At 35.4% G+C, this 18,106-nt stretch carries 16 protein-coding genes; 10 read left to right on the plus strand and 6 right to left on the minus strand.

Features of this window, described 5'->3' with window-relative positions; translation table 11 throughout:
* The first annotated feature begins 137 nt into the window (after nt 1-137).
* The 3 genes from T367_RS25475 (at nt 138) to T367_RS25485 (ending at nt 3,761) form a co-directional block, all read left to right on the plus strand.
* Nucleotides 138-1,652: a T9SS type A sorting domain-containing protein gene (locus tag T367_RS25475; RefSeq protein WP_051568513.1), complete on the plus strand. Its 1,515-nt coding sequence runs from the start codon at nt 138-140 to the stop codon at nt 1,650-1,652.
* A gap of 69 nt (nt 1,653-1,721) precedes the next feature.
* Nucleotides 1,722-3,284, plus strand: a complete 1,563-nt coding sequence (locus T367_RS25480; RefSeq protein WP_051568514.1) for a T9SS type A sorting domain-containing protein — start codon at nt 1,722-1,724, stop codon at nt 3,282-3,284.
* A gap of 345 nt (nt 3,285-3,629) precedes the next feature.
* A complete protein-coding gene (locus T367_RS25485; protein ID WP_262485459.1) occupies nt 3,630-3,761 on the plus strand; it encodes a hypothetical protein in 132 nt (43 codons plus the stop codon).
* Here T367_RS25485 and T367_RS0111730 read toward each other — a convergent pair whose 3' ends face one another.
* Nucleotides 3,762-5,000: a DEAD/DEAH box helicase gene (locus T367_RS0111730; RefSeq protein WP_027420018.1), complete on the minus strand. Its 1,239-nt coding sequence runs from the start codon at nt 4,998-5,000 to the stop codon at nt 3,762-3,764. It lies immediately after the preceding gene.
* A 374-nt stretch (nt 5,001-5,374) separates the two neighbouring features.
* Here T367_RS0111730 and T367_RS0111735 point away from each other — a divergent pair, with 374 nt between their 5' ends.
* On the plus strand, nt 5,375-5,884 hold the full coding sequence (locus T367_RS0111735) for a DUF2480 family protein (protein WP_027420019.1): 510 nt from the start codon (nt 5,375-5,377) through the stop codon (nt 5,882-5,884).
* 141 nt (nt 5,885-6,025) lie between these two features.
* On the opposite strand, the gene T367_RS0111740 is transcribed toward T367_RS0111735, so the two are convergent.
* Nucleotides 6,026-7,036, minus strand: coding sequence for an NAD-dependent epimerase/dehydratase family protein (locus T367_RS0111740; RefSeq protein ID WP_027420020.1), 1,011 nt, complete (start codon nt 7,034-7,036; stop codon nt 6,026-6,028).
* A gap of 221 nt (nt 7,037-7,257) precedes the next feature.
* On the opposite strand from T367_RS0111740, the gene T367_RS0111745 reads away from it, so the two are divergent.
* On the plus strand, nt 7,258-8,175 hold the full coding sequence (locus T367_RS0111745; protein ID WP_027420021.1) for a peptidylprolyl isomerase: 918 nt from the start codon (nt 7,258-7,260) through the stop codon (nt 8,173-8,175).
* Nucleotides 8,176-8,514: 339 nt separating this feature from the next.
* On the opposite strand, the gene T367_RS0111750 is transcribed toward T367_RS0111745, so the two are convergent.
* The 3 genes from T367_RS0111750 to T367_RS0111760 form a co-directional block, all read right to left on the minus strand.
* Nucleotides 8,515-8,892, minus strand: coding sequence for a hypothetical protein (locus T367_RS0111750; RefSeq protein ID WP_027420022.1), 378 nt, complete (start codon nt 8,890-8,892; stop codon nt 8,515-8,517).
* 127 nt (nt 8,893-9,019) lie between these two features.
* Nucleotides 9,020-10,027 (minus strand): COX15/CtaA family protein, encoded by a 1,008-nt coding sequence (locus T367_RS0111755; RefSeq protein WP_027420023.1) that lies wholly within the window; start codon nt 10,025-10,027, stop codon nt 9,020-9,022.
* Nucleotides 10,028-10,083: 56 nt separating this feature from the next.
* Nucleotides 10,084-10,566: a glutathione peroxidase gene (locus T367_RS0111760; RefSeq protein ID WP_027420024.1), complete on the minus strand. Its 483-nt coding sequence runs from the start codon at nt 10,564-10,566 to the stop codon at nt 10,084-10,086.
* A gap of 134 nt (nt 10,567-10,700) precedes the next feature.
* On the opposite strand from T367_RS0111760, the gene T367_RS0111765 reads away from it, so the two are divergent.
* Both T367_RS0111765 and T367_RS0111770 read left to right on the plus strand, forming a co-directional pair.
* A complete protein-coding gene (locus T367_RS0111765) occupies nt 10,701-11,264 on the plus strand; it encodes a hypothetical protein (RefSeq protein WP_027420025.1) in 564 nt (187 codons plus the stop codon).
* Between the two features lie 76 nt (nt 11,265-11,340).
* A complete protein-coding gene (locus T367_RS0111770) occupies nt 11,341-13,503 on the plus strand; it encodes a PKD domain-containing protein (RefSeq protein ID WP_027420026.1) in 2,163 nt (720 codons plus the stop codon).
* A 4-nt stretch (nt 13,504-13,507) separates the two neighbouring features.
* Here the strand turns inward: T367_RS0111770 and T367_RS0111775 are convergent, their stop codons facing one another.
* Nucleotides 13,508-15,052, minus strand: coding sequence for a hypothetical protein (locus T367_RS0111775; RefSeq protein ID WP_027420027.1), 1,545 nt, complete (start codon nt 15,050-15,052; stop codon nt 13,508-13,510).
* Nucleotides 15,053-15,307: 255 nt separating this feature from the next.
* Between T367_RS0111775 and hemA the strand changes: the two genes are divergently transcribed.
* From hemA to T367_RS24705, 3 genes are read left to right on the plus strand one after another with little or no spacing between them, the layout of a single operon-like run.
* Nucleotides 15,308-16,540, plus strand: a complete 1,233-nt coding sequence (gene hemA / locus T367_RS0111780) for a glutamyl-tRNA reductase (protein ID WP_027420028.1) — start codon at nt 15,308-15,310, stop codon at nt 16,538-16,540.
* Complete coding sequence (gene hemC, locus T367_RS24700) at nt 16,537-17,436, plus strand: hydroxymethylbilane synthase (protein WP_051568515.1); 900 nt, start codon at nt 16,537-16,539, stop codon at nt 17,434-17,436. The genes hemA and hemC overlap by 4 nt, the downstream gene beginning before the upstream one ends.
* Nucleotides 17,429-18,100, plus strand: coding sequence for a uroporphyrinogen-III synthase (locus T367_RS24705; protein WP_035843481.1), 672 nt, complete (start codon nt 17,429-17,431; stop codon nt 18,098-18,100). The genes hemC and T367_RS24705 overlap by 8 nt, the downstream gene beginning before the upstream one ends.
* The last annotated feature ends 6 nt before the right edge of the window (nt 18,101-18,106 follow it).

Raw genomic sequence — 18,106 nt, forward strand, 5'->3', positions numbered from 1 at the left:
AACCCTTCCTAAAAAAAGAGCTTAACAATCTGTTATTCGATTCAATAAAAATGCAGTTCATAAAGAAAAAACGGTCTTCATAAAGTATATAAAGACCAAGCATCATGAAAAGATAAATTTGACAAAAAAAACGAATTATGATAAAAAACTACTTAAAACAAATTTTCATTTTTGGAGGTTTTATGATTGCAGGATTTTCTGCAAGCTCACAAATAACAACATTCGACTATTCTGGCACTATCGATACATATACAGTTCCAGCAGGAGTTACAGTAATAAACATTGAAGCCCGCGGTGCACAAGGAGCAAATGATGGTGGACTCGGCGCCATTATGATTGGAGATATTGAAGTAACCCCTGGTGAAGTCTTAAATATTTTAGTTGGTAGCGAAGGATTGGGCGACGCCGGAAGATCTGGAGGCGGAGGCGGAAGCTTTGTTGTAAATTCAGCTAGTGAACCATTGATTATTGCAGGTGGCGGAGGAGGACGTGCTTGGGATGGAGTAGCTATAGTAACTACCCCAGGAATTGATGCCAATACTGGTGAAGCAGGCAATGACGGATATAGTGAAGAAAATGGATTAGACGGAGCTTACTTAACGCAATTTGGTTATGGTGGCCTAGACGGAAATGGAGCAACCTTACCTGGTCCTGGAGGACTTCCTCATGCTGGTAACGGCGGTGGATTTTACACAAACGGTGCGAATGGAGAATGTGGTAATGGTGGTTTCTCATACCTTTCAGGTGGTGCAGGCGGCGGTGGATGTGGTGTTGGTATTGGAGGATTCGGTGGCGGTGGCGCAGGTGGAAACCAAGGCGGCGGTGGCGGCGGTGGTTATTCTGGCGGTGGTGGTTCATACCATTCTCCTGCTAACGGAGGAGGTGCTGGCTCATTCAATTCTGGTTTAGATCAAGAAAATTCAGTAGGAAATACTGGAAATGGACAAATCATTATCAGTACATGTGATGCGCTTACAGTAACGGTTTCAGCTGAAACAGTTTGTTTCGGTACATCTTTCACACTAGACGCTTCAGGTACTGGTTCAATCACATGGGACAATGGAGTTGTAAACGGTACAGCATTTACACCAACAGATTTAGGAATCACAACTTACACAGCAACGAGTGATAATGCTGGTGATTGTGCATTTTCTATAGACATCAATGTATTAGATGCTCCGGCAATATATTATTCATTAGTACACGAAGTAACAGGTGGAGATGGTGAAATAAATCTATCAGTTTTAGGCGGAGCTCCGGCTTATACTTACGATTGGAACATAGATGGAACTGGCGACTTTGATGATGCAGAAGATTTAACTGGATTAACAGGTGGAACATATGTTGTAACTGTTAAAGATCAAAACGAATGTACATCTACAAGTTCTATTGTGATTAACAAATTTGCTAGTGTTGTAAATAACGATGAATTGACATTATCAGTTTATCCTAACCCAACTTCAGACGAATTAACAATTGAGACTGAAGGTAACTTTTCATACCAAATTATTGGAATGGATGGCGCTGCAATAATCAACGGTGCTGGAAATGATATGGAAAGAATTAGTTTGAATGAGATCGCAAACGGTGTTTATTTTGTAAAAGTAAACGCAGCGAACAAACAAAACATACTAAAAATTGTAAAAAAATAAATCTATTTATAAGGCTGATGCAAATATGTCAGCCTTTTTTAATTTTCAATTATAACAATAATACCCAAAATGAAAAAAAAATTATTCAAAAGCGCATTTCTAATAGCCGGACTAGTTTTTGCTAATTTTAATGCAAATGCACAAGAAGTGACTTACGACTACACTGGTACTATTCAAACCTATATAGTTCCTGACGGCGTAACCTCAATTCAAATCTCTTCAACAGGGGCTAAAGGTGGAAACAATACGACTGTTGCAGATGCAGCAAATCCTGGTAAAGGCGCACAAATGGTTGGTACATTTAGTGTAACACCCGGTGAAACATTAAACATTTTAGTCGGTGAAGAAGGCGCTACAGCACAATTTGTTGGTGGTGGAGGTGGAGGATCGTTCGTTTGGAAGACAGCGGATGACATATTATTAATTGCTGCTGGTGGTGGCGGTGGAACCGGATATACAGATATAGGAGGCCTTGCCTTTTCAGGTATTGACGCTTCAATTATGGAAAGCGGAACAAATGGAAATGAAATGCCTGATGGCGGAGGAGTTAGTGGTAATGGTGGAACAACACCTACAACTGATACTTACGCAAGTGGTGGTGCTGGCTGGTTGACTTCAGGTAGTGATGGTACAACACATGGATGTGCAAATCTATCAACTGGTGGTCAAACTCCATTAGATGGTGGCGCAGGAGGTACTGGTGGTGGCGGTGATGATTACGCAGCACCTGGCGGATTCGGCGGCGGTGGCGGCGGAAATGGTCGTTGCGGCGCAGTTGGCGGTGGCGGTGGCGGTGGCTACAGTGGCGGCGGTGCAGGAGGAGAACCTCTTGGTGGCGGATTTAATGGCGGCGGCGGCGGCGGATCTTACAATAGCGGAATTAGTCAATCTAATAGTGCTGGTATAGGTGTAGGAAATGGTCAGGTTATTATTACAGTTGTTTGTACTCCCCTTACTGTTACGGCTACTGAAACTACTATTTGTCTTGGGACTTCATTTACATTGGACGCTTCAGGTAGCGGCACGATTACATGGGACAACGGTGTTATTAACGGAGAACCATTTACTCCAACTGAAATAGGTCTTGTTACCTATACTGCAACAAGCGACGATGATGCTGATTGTAATTACTCAATTAATATAGAAGTAGTTGACGCTCCAACAATTTCTTATGTTTTAACACACGAAATTGCAGGTTATGACGCAGCAATTGATTTAACAGTTGAGGATGGAACCCCTACTTATACTTACGACTGGGACAATGATGGAACTGGTGATTTTGACGACATGCAAGATTTAACAGGCTTAACAAGCGGCACTTATAACGTAGTTGTTAAGGATCAAAACGAATGTTCTGCGACAAGCTCAATTGAGATTAATCGTTTTGCAAGTGTTACTAATAATGATGAATTGAATTTATCTGTTTACCCTAACCCTACATCTGATCAATTAACGATTGAAACTGAAGGTAACTTTTCATACCAAATTATTGGTATTAATGGTGCTGTTTTGATAAACGGAACAGCAACTAATAAAACAGATGTGAGTTTAATTGAATTAGCAAACGGGTTTTACTTTGTAAAAGTAAATACGGCTTACCAAGAACAAGTTTTAGAAATTGTAAAGAAATAATACCAAGATTTTACTGCTAAATGTTAAGTTTTATTTTGTAAATCGGTAAACTCCGGTAGAGTTAAAAACTTTACCGGAGTTTTATTTTGTGTCGAATTTAAATTAAGATAGATTGGTAAAACTGAACTGGCTTAGGGATTGCAGCAATTGTTTGAGCCCCCAACTGGAGGCGAGTGCGTAAAGCCCGACCCTGACCAAACGGGAAGGGGAAGCTCCAAATCATAAAAAACTTTAAATGAAAGGATAAACCAAACGCGGAATCACTGATTTAAGACGATAATTATTTACCTTGTAACTTTTAAAGGAATAAAAGCGTCATACAATTGAATAAGCATATTATTTAGGATGAAAAAATCAGGAAGAATTTTATTAATTACACTTGCTTTCACCAGCTTAATTGCATGTGAGCAAAACGCAGAGGATCAAAATGAAGCTCGCCAGCCTACAGGCAAAGAATTACCTTGGTCACTGATTTAGTTATTTCTTTTTATTCTTATTATTCTTACGCTTCAATTTTTTCTCTTCGACATCTTTTTGCATCAAAGCTTTCCAATTATTGGTACCATCATCTGAAAACAGAATAGTTTCATTGATCAATTTTTTGTCTGCCTCTAAAACTTCAATTGGCACTGTTATATATTCTTCAATACCTTTTAATAATACACGTTCTCCTTCACTACAAAATGACAAGGCTTGCCCTTTATTTCTTCCACGCCCCGTTCGACCTACCCTATGCACATAATTTTCAGGTTGATCTGGCATGTCGTAATTAATCACATAATCAACATCTGGAATATCGATACCACGTGCACTGACATCTGTTGCTACTAAAACACGTTCTTCACCTGTTTTGAATTTTTTCAATACTATTTCACGATCTTTTTGCTCTAGGTCGCCATGAATTGTACCCACCACTATTCCAACACGCTCCATTGCCGCCTTCACTCTTTCTGCCCGCACTTTTGTTCGAACAAAAACCATGAATTTTAAAGTCTCACTTTCTTTCAAGATCCGCTCTAAGAAAAAACGCTTGTCATCCATTTCAACAAATGTTATGGCATGGGTTACATTTTTAGAAACTGGATTTTTAGGTGAAATTTGAATTCTAATTGCTGCCTTATTGACTAAAGAATAGGCCAATTTTTTAATTTTTTGATCAATTGTTGCAGAAAAGAACAAAGTTTGCCTGTTTTTTGGCAAAAAACGAATCAAATCAACGATATCTTTGTAAAATCCTAAATTCAGCATTTGATCCGCCTCGTCTAAGATTAATGTTTCAATTTTATCTAAAGTAATATGCCCTTGACTAACCAAGTCGAACATTCTACCTGGTGTTGTTACCAACACATCAATACCCGCTTCTAATTTTTGAATTTGCGGATCTTGTTCAACACCGCCATAAACACACAATGATTTTACTTTTGTGCCTTTACCTAATTCTTGAAATACCGCAGTAATTTGAATAGCTAATTCTCTAGTTGGCACCATGACGATACATTTAATACCATCCTTTTTACGAGAAAATTGAATTTTATCTATAATTGGAATAGCAAATGCAGCGGTTTTACCGGTACCGGTTTGGGCAATCGCCAATAAATCTTCTCCTTTTTGAATATTAGGGATACATTTAAACTGAATGTCTGTTGGACGTTTAAATCCCATCTTTTCAAGATTGGCTTTTAATTCTTTGGAAATACGGTATTCGTTAAATTTCATGTTGTAAAGATAAGTCCTAATTTTTAACCTGAGTTTAAGGATAACGCAATAATTTCTTAATCAGCCGTCATAATGTTATCCATACCTTTGTGACGTATTTAATTGGTGGAATTAGTCACTCCTCATTAAAGCTGATATTTTAGATCAACAATATCGACATCAGCAATTTTCTTCATAACTTAAAAGTCCGTTCATGTAGGGTGTCCGGGCTTTTTTTATTTGATATGTTCCCCCACAAATGAATTGCTTTAACAATTCCTATTCATTGAAGATAATTAATTATTACTCTGAGCGGTAAAAAACTAGTCAACCAAAATTCGTCCTTTAACCAATTTTTATTTTGAGAATCTAGCAAATCAAGTTAACTTTGAAACATGGAAGAGGAAATAGTAAATAAGGTAGCGGGTGCTCAAATTGAACAGATCGATTTGAAAAGCTTTGTGAATAAATCGAACATTGTTGGTATTGATTTAAAGGATTTATTGTGGGAAGAACTGGTATTGAAAGAAAAGGATTTTCGCGACTGGGTTAAAACCAACGACTGGAGTCAATACAATGATCAAATAGTACATTTATACTGTTCGAACGACGCTATTATACCGGCATGGTCGTACATGTTATTGATGACACAGTTATCGGAAGCGAAGCAAGTTATTTTTGGCGATATTGCAGTTGTTGAGGAAGAGTTATTTTTCCAAAACCTTGCCAATTGGAATATAGATGATTTAAATGCCAAGCGCGTTATGGTTAAGGGATGCTCAACCATTCCAAACCCGAATAAAGCTTATGTTGAATTGACAAAAAAGTTAATGCCAACAGTAAAAAGCTTAATGTTTGGAGAGCCTTGTAGTGCAGTTCCCGTTTTTAAACAAGCAAGAAGGTAGTTGTTAGAGGATAGTGAATAGTGGATAACGGTTTTTCCTTCGCTGAGACTATGGAGGACAAGGTTTTAGTGGATGATAAAAATCACTAAGTAATGACACTATTGGACCTGCTATTATTACGCTACAGAACTTTTCTTTAACCTAATAAACTTTCTTAAAATAAACAACAGCATCATTCACTGACTGTTCGATTGGAATAAATTCATGAGCTATAGCTGCTTTAATTTTATCATTCGAATACTTTGTGGTATGCATTGAACTATGTGCCGTTTCTTTGGTAATATTCTGTTTTTTCTTGAATAAAAAATTCAAAACACCTTCAACACGCCATGCTACTTGAGCCATCCAAGGTTTTGTAAGTATACTAGGTGCTTTAACATGAAAGGCATTTGCCATCAATTCGAACAAATTTTTGTATCCTAAATTTTCAGAGATTACCAAAAATCTTTCGTTATAAATTTTTCGATCAGTTAATTCACTCAAGCAAAAAGCCACATCTCTAGCATCAACAAAAGCATTTGCTCCTGGTGTATAAAATTTGAGTCCTTTTTTAATTGCCTTAAACAAACTCAGCGAACTATCATTCCAGTCACCAACACCCAGAATCACACTTGGATTAACAATAACAACATTCAATCCTTCTTCCACTCCGCGCCAAACTTCGTTTTCTGCGCTATATTTACTAACGGCATAATTAGAATTGTCGCGCGCTGTGACCCATTTATTGGTCTCATCGTAAAAAAGCTTCTCTGTTGATCGACCAATCGCTGCAGTTGAACTAACATATGACAGCTCCTTAATCCCTACAGCCAAACAAGTATTGACGATATTTGCGGTCCCCTCTTTATTGACCTTCATTAACTTTTTAAAGTCTCTTTTTACGAAAGAAACGAGGCCAGCACAATGATAAACACTTGTACAATTTTGCATGGCATTAGTTAATGAAACAATATCTAAAACATCGCCATCCACCCATTCAATTTGATTGAATTTGTTTTCAGCATCTGTCTTAAAGAAATGCGCAAATACTGATTTAACATTAGACAAGTTACTAGTTGGCCTTTTTAAAGCCTTAACTTTCTTGTCACGTTTTAGTAATTCAACCAAAATATGCGACCCTAATAAACCTGTGCTCCCTGTTAGAAATATCATCACTACAAATTTAATTGAAATATCATGAATTGAATATCCTTTTTGTGAAATGTGCTATTTGCCAGTCTTGCAATAGAAACGGACTTAATAAAAGGCATGTTATTTGTATATTTGTACAAAAACAGATTATAATTATGAAGAAATTACTATTAAGCGCACTCTTATTTGCGAGTGTTGGTCTATTTGCACAAAAGGATCTAGAAGATGGACTTTATGCGAAAATGACAACAACAAAAGGAGAAATTATGTTGGCATTAGAATTTGAAAAAACGCCAATAACTGTTGCTAATTTTGTTGCTTTAGCAGAAGGAAATCTTGAATATGATACAATTGAAATTTCTAAACCTTATTATGATGGTGTAACTTTTCATAGAGTAATTGCAAATTTCATGATTCAAGGGGGTGACCCTACAGCCACGGGTTCAGGCGGACCTGGGTATTCATTTCCAGATGAATTTGATACTTCATTAACACATAAAGGACCTGGAATCTTATCAATGGCCAATGCTGGTCCTGGCACAAATGGAAGTCAATTTTTTATTACACATAAAGCAACGCCACATTTAGATGGAAAGCACAGTGTTTTTGGACATGTTGTTACTGGTCAAGAAGTTGTTGACAAAATTGAGCAAGGCGATGCCATGGAAAAAGTTGAAATTATTCGTGTTGGAAAAGCAGCTAAAAAATTCAAAGCTTCAAAAACATTCTCAACTAAGGTTACTGAATTAAAGGAAGCTGAAGCAAAAATATTAGCAGAACGCAATGGTATTTTTTATGAAGAAATGATTAAAAAATTCCCAGAAGCTAAACAAACTGAATCAGGCTTAATGTACCAAATCATTAAAAAAGGAGACGGTGTCTATCCAGCAAAAAACAAAACTGCTGAAGTACATTATACTGGTACCTTTTTAGACGGCAATAAATTCGACTCATCAGTTGACAGAGGACAAACTTTTCAATGTCAAGTTGGTCAAGGTCGAGTAATTAAAGGTTGGGACGAAGGAATACCAATGTGTGATGTAGGTGGACAGATTAAATTAATCATTCCTTACTGGTTAGCATACGGTGAAAATGGTCGTTCTTCTATTCCTCCTAAGTCGACATTAATATTTGATATTGAAGTTTTTGGAGTAAAATAATTATCTCAATTGGACCGGAACAAATAGAAATAATTTGAACCAATCCATAAGGGTACAGAAATATTTAGATTTAAAAAGCCTTGAATAACTCGTTTATTCAGGGCTTTTTTTTATGAATGAACCTTGTGGATAGTTATTTAATCAAACCTATTATAACGCACTTCTAAAGCGCATAATCTCGCCATCAGAACAACAAGCTACAAGTTATAATTGAAGAGCGCTAAAAGAAATATTAGGGCATAAAAAAACCTGATAAATCTATGAATTACCAGGTTTTAAATAAATCTATATTAAAATTGACTAAATTGTTTTTCAACTAAAAGTCGTAATGCTTTACAATTAAAGTACTGCGCCTAATTTCTCTAGGTAATCTGTAAATCTTTGGCTTTTTGTTAGGTTATCATTCCCAACAAATAGTACACTTTTTGGTTTATTGTTCTCAATCCAGAAACGCAATGAAGCTACAGCGGCATTCATTGTTGCATTGATATCAATTTGGTGCGTTGATTTATGCAATTTTTCAAGTGCATCTCTCAATTCCTTAACGTCTTTCGAAATATTGTGATCTTCGTGTAAAATCACAAGAGAATCTACCGTATCGAATAAGCTTTCCTTACCATCAAAAAATGATGTTTCAATATTCTTGTTTTTAGCCCATTCTTCAATGGCTTGGCTAAACCCATCATTTGTACGTAAAACTATTTTCTTCAATATCATATCTCTAACTTCAGATGAAAGTGGGGACAAAAGTACTCCTTTTTCTAAATCTATTTCTCAAAATACAGTTTTTTTTTCTAAAATTTTATAAAGTACTTTAAAGCATCAGTATAAAACGAACTAAAACTTATTTTATCCTGATTTTTAGCTTGTTAATTAAATAAAACTGAATTCCAATTAAAATTGCCGCCAATAATAAATGCAATGGTTGAATTATCGCTGGCATATTCGCATAAGAAAACAAAACACCTGTTATAAATTCAAGAATTAAAATCATTACAATAATATTAATTAAGTTAAAACCTAATTGTTTTTTACGGTTAATCCACCAAATAAAAAGATTAACGGTAAGAATAACCCAAGAAAAAGATCGATGGAAAAGGAAATCCCTTCCAACTGTGGCGATCCAATCCGCTCGATGAACATCATCCATCACTAAAAAATCGATTTCTTGTCTTACTTGAGCACCTAAAATAATTTGAATAAAAGTTAAGAATAATGCGAAATAACACAACCAATTAAACAATTGGCTTTCTTCTGATTCAACCGGGTTCTCTTCAGCCAAATGAATAATTTTAAATTGCATACCAATTATAATCAGGGCAAAGAACATGTGTAAGGTTATTGTCCAAGGGACGAGGTTTGTTGCGACAACAATTGAACCTAACCAACCTTCAAACCCCATTAAAATCAAGTTTAAAAAAGTCAACAAGACTAATAATTTATGGTTGCGGTACTTTATAAGTGTCCAAATAAAGAGGATAAGCACAAGATTACCAGCTACAAAACCGACCAATCTATTTCCATATTCTGTCCAAGTACGTGCTGCGTTAAAATCTTCTTCGTGCCAAAGGTTAGGGTCGTTTCGCAATTGCTCTGCTTTTTCAGTAAAACCAATTGATTCTAGGACACCAGCAAATTTTTGAACTTTTTCTTTCCGTCCTTCTACAAACTTTTCTTTATAATTATCAGGTAATTGATCAGCTGAAGTAGGTGGAATTATTTGATCAAAACATTTTGGCCAATCTGGACACCCCATTCCTGATCCTGTTGTACGTACAATACTACCCGCAAGTGTTACTAGGAAAATAAAAATTAATGTAATCCAAGTTAATCTTCTGTATCCTTTACTCATAATTACGATTTAAAAGCCGCACAAAAATACCTTGTTTTAAGCTAAATTCGATAAGATTATCCTATTAATTCTTGAATTAGCGGTTCAATTTTATTTGGTTTTGCGGTTGGAGAAAACCGTTTAACAGGCATTCCATTTTGATCAATTAAGAACTTCGTAAAATTCCACTTAATCTTTTTAAATAAAAAATGGTTGGTATTCGCTTTAAGCCAAGTAAATAGGGGCAATTCGTTTTTACCATTCACCTCAATCTTCTCTAAAAGCTGAAAACTTACTCCAAAATTAATAGCACAAGCTTGCACCATACTTTCATTCGTTTCAGGTTCTTGTTTACCGAATTGGTTACAAGGGAATCCTAAAATCACCAACCCTTTATCTTTATATTTTAAATGCAATTCTTCTAGACCTTCAAATTGCGGAGCCAATCCACATTGAGTTGCTGTATTTACAACTAATACTACTTTACCTTTTAATAATTCCATATCAAACGGTTTATTATTCGGTAAATTGAACGAAAAATCATAGAGATTTGTAGACATCTGCGTTTTTTTTAGGTAAAGTTAATGCTTATAAATCACAACAATCAAAACGATAAAATAATTCGACTAAATTTGCGTTTTATTGCCAGACGACAAATCGTCAGCTAGCCCTTTTATTAAGAAATACACACACAATGAATACTCCAACTCGCTTAAGTTTATTGTTATTAATTTGCGTATCAGCCATTGTCGGAAATGCTCAAACTGACCAATTTAAAATAGACATAGGAGCAGGAATATCAGGCGGACTTATCACTGAGAATACGCAAACATTGCAAGCCAATGCTTTTGTTGGCTTAAATCTTCCATCAAAAAAATTTCAAATTCGTTTAGACGGTTATTATTTTATTGATTCATGGGGAGATAGACCTAGATTTCAAATTAACCACCAAGCCTATTTAGGCGTATTTTATAATTTACCTTTTGAAAAAATAATCCCATACGTTGGTATACAAGGAGGCATTGCTTATTCACAATCATCTGAATATGGTGTAACAGATGTATCTACCGGTGAGATTGATTATCAAAAAACAATTAACCCATTAATTTCTGGAATAGTTGGTGCTAATTATCCAATTGCTGAAAAGATAAACATTTTTGCACAACTACGTTATATATCTGGACGTCATCAATCTGATACATATCCCATTTATTTGGACGAACTACGTTTTTCTTTGGGTGCAGTGTATCAATTTTAAGGTGCTTGCTCACTAATCACTACCATTAAATAAATGGTTTTTGATAAGCAATTTAAAATCATTACATTAGTTTGCTTTGAAAAGAATTCTTTACATACTGCTATTTTTTGGCCTCAATGCCAATGCTTCTCATATTGTAGGAGGTGATATGTATTATGATTGTTTAGGAGGAAATCGATATCAAATAACAGTCGTACTTTATCGAGATTGTTTATCAGATGGTGCAGAATACGATCGAATTTTACCCGTTACAATTTTCAATGGATCCAACGTACAAATTGGGAATTTTGGCATCCCTTTTCCCGGTAGCCGTTTGATTGATGCCGTTCTAGACAACCCATGCATTACCTTACCTGGAGATATTTGTGTAGAACAGTCTACTTATACACAAGAAGTTACCCTCCCCCCTTCAGCAAACGGATATTTATTGGCTTATCAGCGTTGTTGTAGAGGACCTGCCGTCGTTAATTTATTAGATGCCGGAGAACAAGGTTTAACATTAACTGTTGAAATTCCACCAAACGATTTAGCAGCATGTAATAATAGTGCACGATTTATTAATTATCCACCATTGGTAATTTGTGCGGGACAAGAAATTGATTTTGATCATTCAGCGATTGATCCAGATGGCGATGAATTGGTTTACGAATTGTGCGCGCCCTACCAGGGAGCAACGAGTATTGCTCCTGCTCCAGACCCAGCAAGTCCGCCACCATACGATCTTGTAATTTGGGGCGGAGGATTTTCAGCGGACGATCCTTTCGGCGCAGGCGACCTATCTATTGATCCTTCATCAGGACTTTTAACTATACATCCCGAATCCCCAGGGCTATATGTTGTTGGTGTATGCGTGAAAGAATATCGAGATGGAGAATTAATATCGACTTCGAGACGTGATTTTTTATTCAAAGTACTGAATTGTGATATTGAATTAGACGCAAATATTGTTCGACAAAATGAATTACCTGGATATCGATCGTTTTGTGATGGATTAGAAATTAGTTTTCAAAATGACAGTTGGGGTGGCGATTTTTATAAATGGGATTTTGGTGTACCAGAAATAGACACCGATATTAGTGATGAATTTGAACCTACCTATACTTTTCCAAGACCAGGCTCCTTTGACGTGATGCTAATTGTCAATCCAGGATGGCCATGTACTGACACTAGTATCAGAACATTTACTGTGTACGAAACCTTGGAAATAGACTTTGAGGTACCAGATCCACAATGTATTACAGATAATAGTTTTGATTTTGTAGGCAACGGTGTTTTTCCGGATGAAGGAACAACCTTTACATGGGATTTCGGAGAATTCACATCACCACCAACTGCCGACACAAAAGATGTGAATGATGTTGTATTTACAACCTCTGGCGCGCAAGATGTAACGTTCAGAATTAATTTTGAAACCTGTGCAGCAACGGTCACTAAAGAAATATTTGTCTTTGCGGAACCTACCATAATGTTTAGTTTACCTGACGAATTAAAATGTGTACCGTATACGGCAAAGTTTTCGAATGCTTCTTTTGCGCATACCCCAATTTTTAGTTTTTGGGACTTTGGCCACGACGGAGCAACCTCTACTTTATTTAATCCTACTCATATTTATGATGAAGTTGGTGTTTTTACCGTCTCTTTAACCATCTGGACAGATTCTGGATGTATAGACACCCTTTCATTGATCAGAGAGAACCTAGTTGAAGTATTTCCTAGTCCTACTTCAGCTTTCTCCGTTTCACCAGAAGAACAGGACGAATACCATGCGGATTTTTACTTTACAGATCACTCTATTGACGCTGTAGAAAAATGGTACCATTTTCAAGATGGAGATTATTCTCCAGAGCCAAATGTTTGGCACAACTATAAAGAGCCTGGTGTATACTATCCAATACAAATCGTAACAAACGAATATGGTTGTACCGACCAATCTTACCAAAAACTAACAGTTACACCCGTTATTCCAGTCATTGTTCCCAATGCATTCACACCCGACGGTGATGGATTCAATAATGTTTTTAAGCCAATCTTCTATGAAAGTGTTCCTTTCTCCTTCTATATCTACAACCGTTGGGGGGAGTTATTACATGAATCTTATGAAGCTGATGCTTTTTGGGATGGCACCTATAATAATGGTCAACTGGCTCCTGATGGGGTTTACTTATGGCGAATTGTTTATTACGAATTTGACACAGGATTACCAGTATTAATTGGTGGTCATGTAACCTTATTAAAATAACTAATTACCCTTCTGCTTCAACCAATTTAAGCGCTGCATATTTCTTCCGATCTATTTTAGATTTTACCCAAGTATGAAAGTCAAAATATTCGAACACAACTTGTTCTTTCGGATCCAACTTTAAAGCTTCCAACTCTTTCGCCAACGGGACTAATATTTCCTCTCTATCAAATACATCATTCGTTTTAGAAATTTGGCTTATCATCTTTAAGAAGACAGTTTCAAATTTATAAATCAGATTTCTATTCTTAAAATATCGTTTTGTTGCGTTAATAGCATACGGTAAGAATCTATCATTTTTCAATTCGTAATGAATTAATAGATTAATCAGCTGAGCAAAACAAAAGATATCTTGTTTACTATCTATTTTCTCTTCATTTAGAATCTTGTTGATCCATGACAAAGCCTCGTTATATTCACCTATTGAAAAATAAGCAATACCCACTTTAAAATCAATATATGCTTTTCTTAAATTATTAATTCGATCGCCATAAAGCTGATAAGCATGATTAATTTCTGGAATAAGATCAATCGCCTTTTGGAATGCTGCTTTTTCTGTAAATAAAAACAATTGAAGACTGCACCAGCTCGAAAAGTATTTGATGTTCAAGTCTAAATTAGAACTTTCATTTTCCTTCGGCATAAGCTCCTTCAATTTATTCAAATAATCTGTTGCGATATCAAACTTTTTTAATCGCGTTGACACGTAGATTAAATTTGTCAGAACGGAAAAATAAATATTCGGGGCATCATTAAAAATACTTTTATCCCCTTCAATTGCCTTTAAATTCAACTCTAAATGATGATATGAACAAGGTAAATCGTTTACAGAAAAATAATAAGCACTTTTAATATGATTGTATAAATAATTTGTCTTAACACTATAGGTCTCGATTTCAAATTCAGGAATTTCATCTATTAATTGCCTTAACTTAATTGTATCTTTCTCATTCCTTACATTCCCATTTGTATTAATCTCGTGAAACAATAAACTTTTAATCTTCCACAGAAATTGCTGAGTTGAAACTTCATCAATTACCCTTGCCTCTTTGGCACACATTTTATGAATAGATTCTGTTTTGATATCTGCATAAAGATCTTTTTCCACCAATCTTTTTTGTTTATCTAGAACAATTAGAAGGATGCGATGCATTTCATATTTCACAGCCTGTTTCTCAGCACTATTTAATATTTTTTCAACCTGCTTATATAAGCCTTTATTAAATAGAATTTCAGCACTGTGTAATTGCTGATAAATTTGCGCTTCTTTAGAATTGTTGGTATTGAATGAATCAAGACTTCGCAATATATTCTGATAAAGTCGACCTTTTGTAATTGAAAACTTGTTCAATAATGGTTGTCCTTTAAAGTGCATAAAAATCAAATCTTCTTGATATTCATCCATCTTATCGATAAAATCGAATAACCGCAGATAACCGTTTTCCTCGCCGATAGTATGTCGCGAAGAAAAAAGTTTAAAATACCTTTTTTCTGATTTATTTAAACTCTTAATAAGTTCAAAAAGATGATTAGAAGCTTTGTTAGACATGTTTAAAATGTTGCTAAAAAGTGAGTAATAAACATCAATTTAAAGCTTTAATAAAGGATAAACGGCAATAAAACCCTTTAAGGGTGTTTTGACCTATTCAGTAAACATGTTTATTTATTGAACAGATCCTTAACAAATAGACATGCAGCAAAAACTATGATAAAAATCATTATTAATTAAAAAACTAATTCCATGACATTACTGTGACAAATCGACTTTAATATTTCGGCAAATTTGTGCCATCATTAAGGATACATGGAGAAATTTGGTGTAATTGCATTTACGCATTCAAGTATAGGATTAGAAGGATTAAGCAATTTCCACATCGAAAGCGAGTCGGTTGTGGAAAGAATGAGTGCCTTAAAAGTTTATTTGGGTCTTACAGAAGTTATGTATTTATCAACGTGTAATAGAGTTGAAATTGCTTTTGTTCGAGATCAAGACTTTGACAATGAATTTACCACTCGCCTTATTCAATTTTTTCACCCCGATTGGACAGTAGAAACTTCAGCCGAAATGGCGAATAAATCCAAATTTTGGAGCGGTATTAATGCAGTAAATCACCTAATTGAAGTTGCATGCTCACTCGATTCAATGGTATTGGGTGAACGGGAAATTATTACACAAGTTCGCAACGCTTTTGAATTTGCAAGAACCAATAAATTATCAGGTGATACGATCCGTCTTATCATTCGACATACAATAGAAACAGCCAAAAAAGTATATACTGAGACATTTATTTCACATAAATCCGTTTCAGTTGTTTCATTAGCGTTTAAAGCTTTTTTAGAAAAAAATCATCCTAAGGATGTCGCTATTATCATTGTTGGTTCGGGGGTAACGAATCAAAAAATGGTACGTTTTCTAGTCGAAGGTGGTTATCAAAACATATCTATTTACAACCGTACATTATCAAGTGCAGAAGAATTAGCGCAACGTTTTAATTTGAAAGCGTATCCATTAAGTGAACTAAAAAATCACAACCAATCTTTTGATATTTTAATTAGTTGTACTGGCGCCAATTCAGCCGTTATCGATCAACCTATCTATCAAGAATTACTAAAAGGAGATACCAATCAACATACACTCATTGATATGGCCATCCCACAAGACATTTCGAACGAGGTTGTTGAGTTGAATGCGACAGATTATATATCAATAGAAACTTTACAAGTTATTGCAAAGGGACATTTAAATGCGCGTAGAAAAGAGCTTTTAAAAGTAAGACAGATTATTTTTAATGCTTTGGAAGAGTTTAAAAAACGGTTCGAACTGCGCCAAATGGAAATACGTTTAAGTCATATCCCTAAAAAAATTAAAGCCATCAGGTCGACAGCTATTAATGAAGTTTTTTCGAACGAAATAGAACAATTAGATTCAGATTCAAAAGCAACGCTTGATCGAATTTTGGATTATATGGAAAAGAAATATGTAAGTGTACCAATGTTAATGGCAAAAGACTTGGTAATGAATGAAGATAAAAAATGAAGATAAACATCGGTTCAAGAGGCAGTGATTTGGCATTATGGCAAGCCAATTATGTAAAAGATCAATTGGAAAAATTAGGTCATACCATCACAATTAAAATCATCAAAACACAAGGTGATAAAATTCAAGATTTGAGTTTTGACAAAATGGAAGGCAAAGGTTTTTTTACAAAAGAAATTGAAGCAGCTCTATTGGCAAAAGAAATCGACTTGGCCGTTCATTCACATAAAGATCTAGAGACAACCTCTCCAGACGGCTTGACTATTGGAGCAGTTTCTTATCGTGAAGATCCGAGTGAATTGCTTATTATCAATCAATCGGCATATGTAGAAGAAGAACATTTAAAGGTTGCTAAAAATGCGATTATTGGCACTTCATCAGCGAGAAGAAAAACGCAATTAATGCGATATAGCAGCGATTTTGAGATAAAAGATTTACGCGGTAATGTTCCAACTAGAATAGATAAATTACGCCAAGGGAATTACGATGCTATTGTGATTGCTCAAGCCGGAGTTGGAAGACTAAAAATTGATTTATCAGAATTTAAAACGGTTAAATTAAATCCAACCGAATTTATTCCGGCACCAGCTCAAGGTGTTTTAGGCTTACAGACCAGAAATGAAGATACAGCAATTATTGAAGCATTAAGCACAATTCACGATACCGACGTAGCAGAAAGTATAGCTATTGAACGTGGAATCATGCGCAAATTTAATGGCGGCTGCCAATTACCTTTAGGTGCCTATGCTGTTCGACAAGATGAAGGTTGGAAAGTTTATACTTCTTATGCTTTAGACAAAGACACAGAAGCGCGGGTTAATGTTTATGAATTTGAAAACAACGAATCAATTGCGGAGATCATAGTAGAAGATTTAATGCAAGAGTGGGATGATTAAGAAGTTGTTTATCAGCCGGGAATTAACAGCTGATTCTAAAATTATTTCGTGGGCAACATCAAATAACTTTGATGTTATTGCACATTCATTAATTAAAATCGTACCAGTACTTGACTTAAAAATACCGCGAACAGATTGGATCTTTTTCAGTTCTCCAAAAGGCGCAATCGCCTATTTAAACAACTATAAAATACTTGCTAAAAAAATTGGTGTTTTAGGTATTGGCACAGCACAACCTATAATAGAACGAGGCATTAAAGTCGATTTTATAGGTGAAGCATCACATTCCCCTGAAGAGATTGCAAAATGTTTTCAAAAAGCGCTAAACATTAATGATACGATCTTTCTTCCCATCAGTCAACGCTCTAAAAAATCAGTCCTAAAAGTAATTAGTAAAACGCATCAAACCTTAGCTTGGGTTACTTACAAAACAAATTTTGTTTCCGTATTTTTTGATATGGCATTCGATGCGATGATTTTCACAAGTCCTTCCAATTTAGAAAGTTATTTGGTGAACAATACCATTCCGTCACATGCACAAATAATTAGCATAGGGCAAACTACTGCAAATACTTATAAGGAATTGAATTTAAAAGGAAATTTGATTATTGCTGACTCACCTACTGAAGAAGGCTTAATTTTAGCACTTGAGAATCTTAAATAAGATTCT

Origin of the sequence: Crocinitomix catalasitica ATCC 23190, from assembly GCF_000621625.1 — a bacterium.
Classification (GTDB): Bacteria; Bacteroidota; Bacteroidia; order Flavobacteriales_D; family Crocinitomicaceae; genus Crocinitomix; species Crocinitomix catalasitica.

What these genes read in the sequence shown, in the direction of transcription:
- T367_RS25475 (WP_051568513.1), top strand. Translation starts at nt 138, where the DNA reads ATGATAAAAAACTACTTAAAACAAATTTTCATTTTTGGAGGTTTTATG.
- T367_RS25480 (WP_051568514.1), top strand. Translation starts at nt 1,722, where the DNA reads ATGAAAAAAAAATTATTCAAAAGCGCATTTCTAATAGCCGGACTAGTT.
- T367_RS25485 (WP_262485459.1), top strand. Translation starts at nt 3,630, where the DNA reads ATGAAAAAATCAGGAAGAATTTTATTAATTACACTTGCTTTCACCAGC.
- T367_RS0111730 (WP_027420018.1), bottom strand. Translation starts at nt 5,000, where the DNA reads ATGAAATTTAACGAATACCGTATTTCCAAAGAATTAAAAGCCAATCTT.
- T367_RS0111735 (WP_027420019.1), top strand. Translation starts at nt 5,375, where the DNA reads ATGGAAGAGGAAATAGTAAATAAGGTAGCGGGTGCTCAAATTGAACAG.
- T367_RS0111740 (WP_027420020.1), bottom strand. Translation starts at nt 7,036, where the DNA reads ATGATATTTCTAACAGGGAGCACAGGTTTATTAGGGTCGCATATTTTG.
- T367_RS0111745 (WP_027420021.1), top strand. Translation starts at nt 7,258, where the DNA reads ATGACAACAACAAAAGGAGAAATTATGTTGGCATTAGAATTTGAAAAA.
- T367_RS0111750 (WP_027420022.1), bottom strand. Translation starts at nt 8,892, where the DNA reads ATGATATTGAAGAAAATAGTTTTACGTACAAATGATGGGTTTAGCCAA.
- T367_RS0111755 (WP_027420023.1), bottom strand. Translation starts at nt 10,027, where the DNA reads ATGAGTAAAGGATACAGAAGATTAACTTGGATTACATTAATTTTTATT.
- T367_RS0111760 (WP_027420024.1), bottom strand. Translation starts at nt 10,566, where the DNA reads ATGTCTACAAATCTCTATGATTTTTCGTTCAATTTACCGAATAATAAA.
- T367_RS0111765 (WP_027420025.1), top strand. Translation starts at nt 10,701, where the DNA reads ATGAATACTCCAACTCGCTTAAGTTTATTGTTATTAATTTGCGTATCA.
- T367_RS0111775 (WP_027420027.1), bottom strand. Translation starts at nt 15,052, where the DNA reads ATGTCTAACAAAGCTTCTAATCATCTTTTTGAACTTATTAAGAGTTTA.
- hemA (WP_027420028.1), top strand. Translation starts at nt 15,308, where the DNA reads ATGGAGAAATTTGGTGTAATTGCATTTACGCATTCAAGTATAGGATTA.
- hemC (WP_051568515.1), top strand. Translation starts at nt 16,537, where the DNA reads ATGAAGATAAACATCGGTTCAAGAGGCAGTGATTTGGCATTATGGCAA.
- T367_RS24705 (WP_035843481.1), top strand. Translation starts at nt 17,429, where the DNA reads ATGATTAAGAAGTTGTTTATCAGCCGGGAATTAACAGCTGATTCTAAA.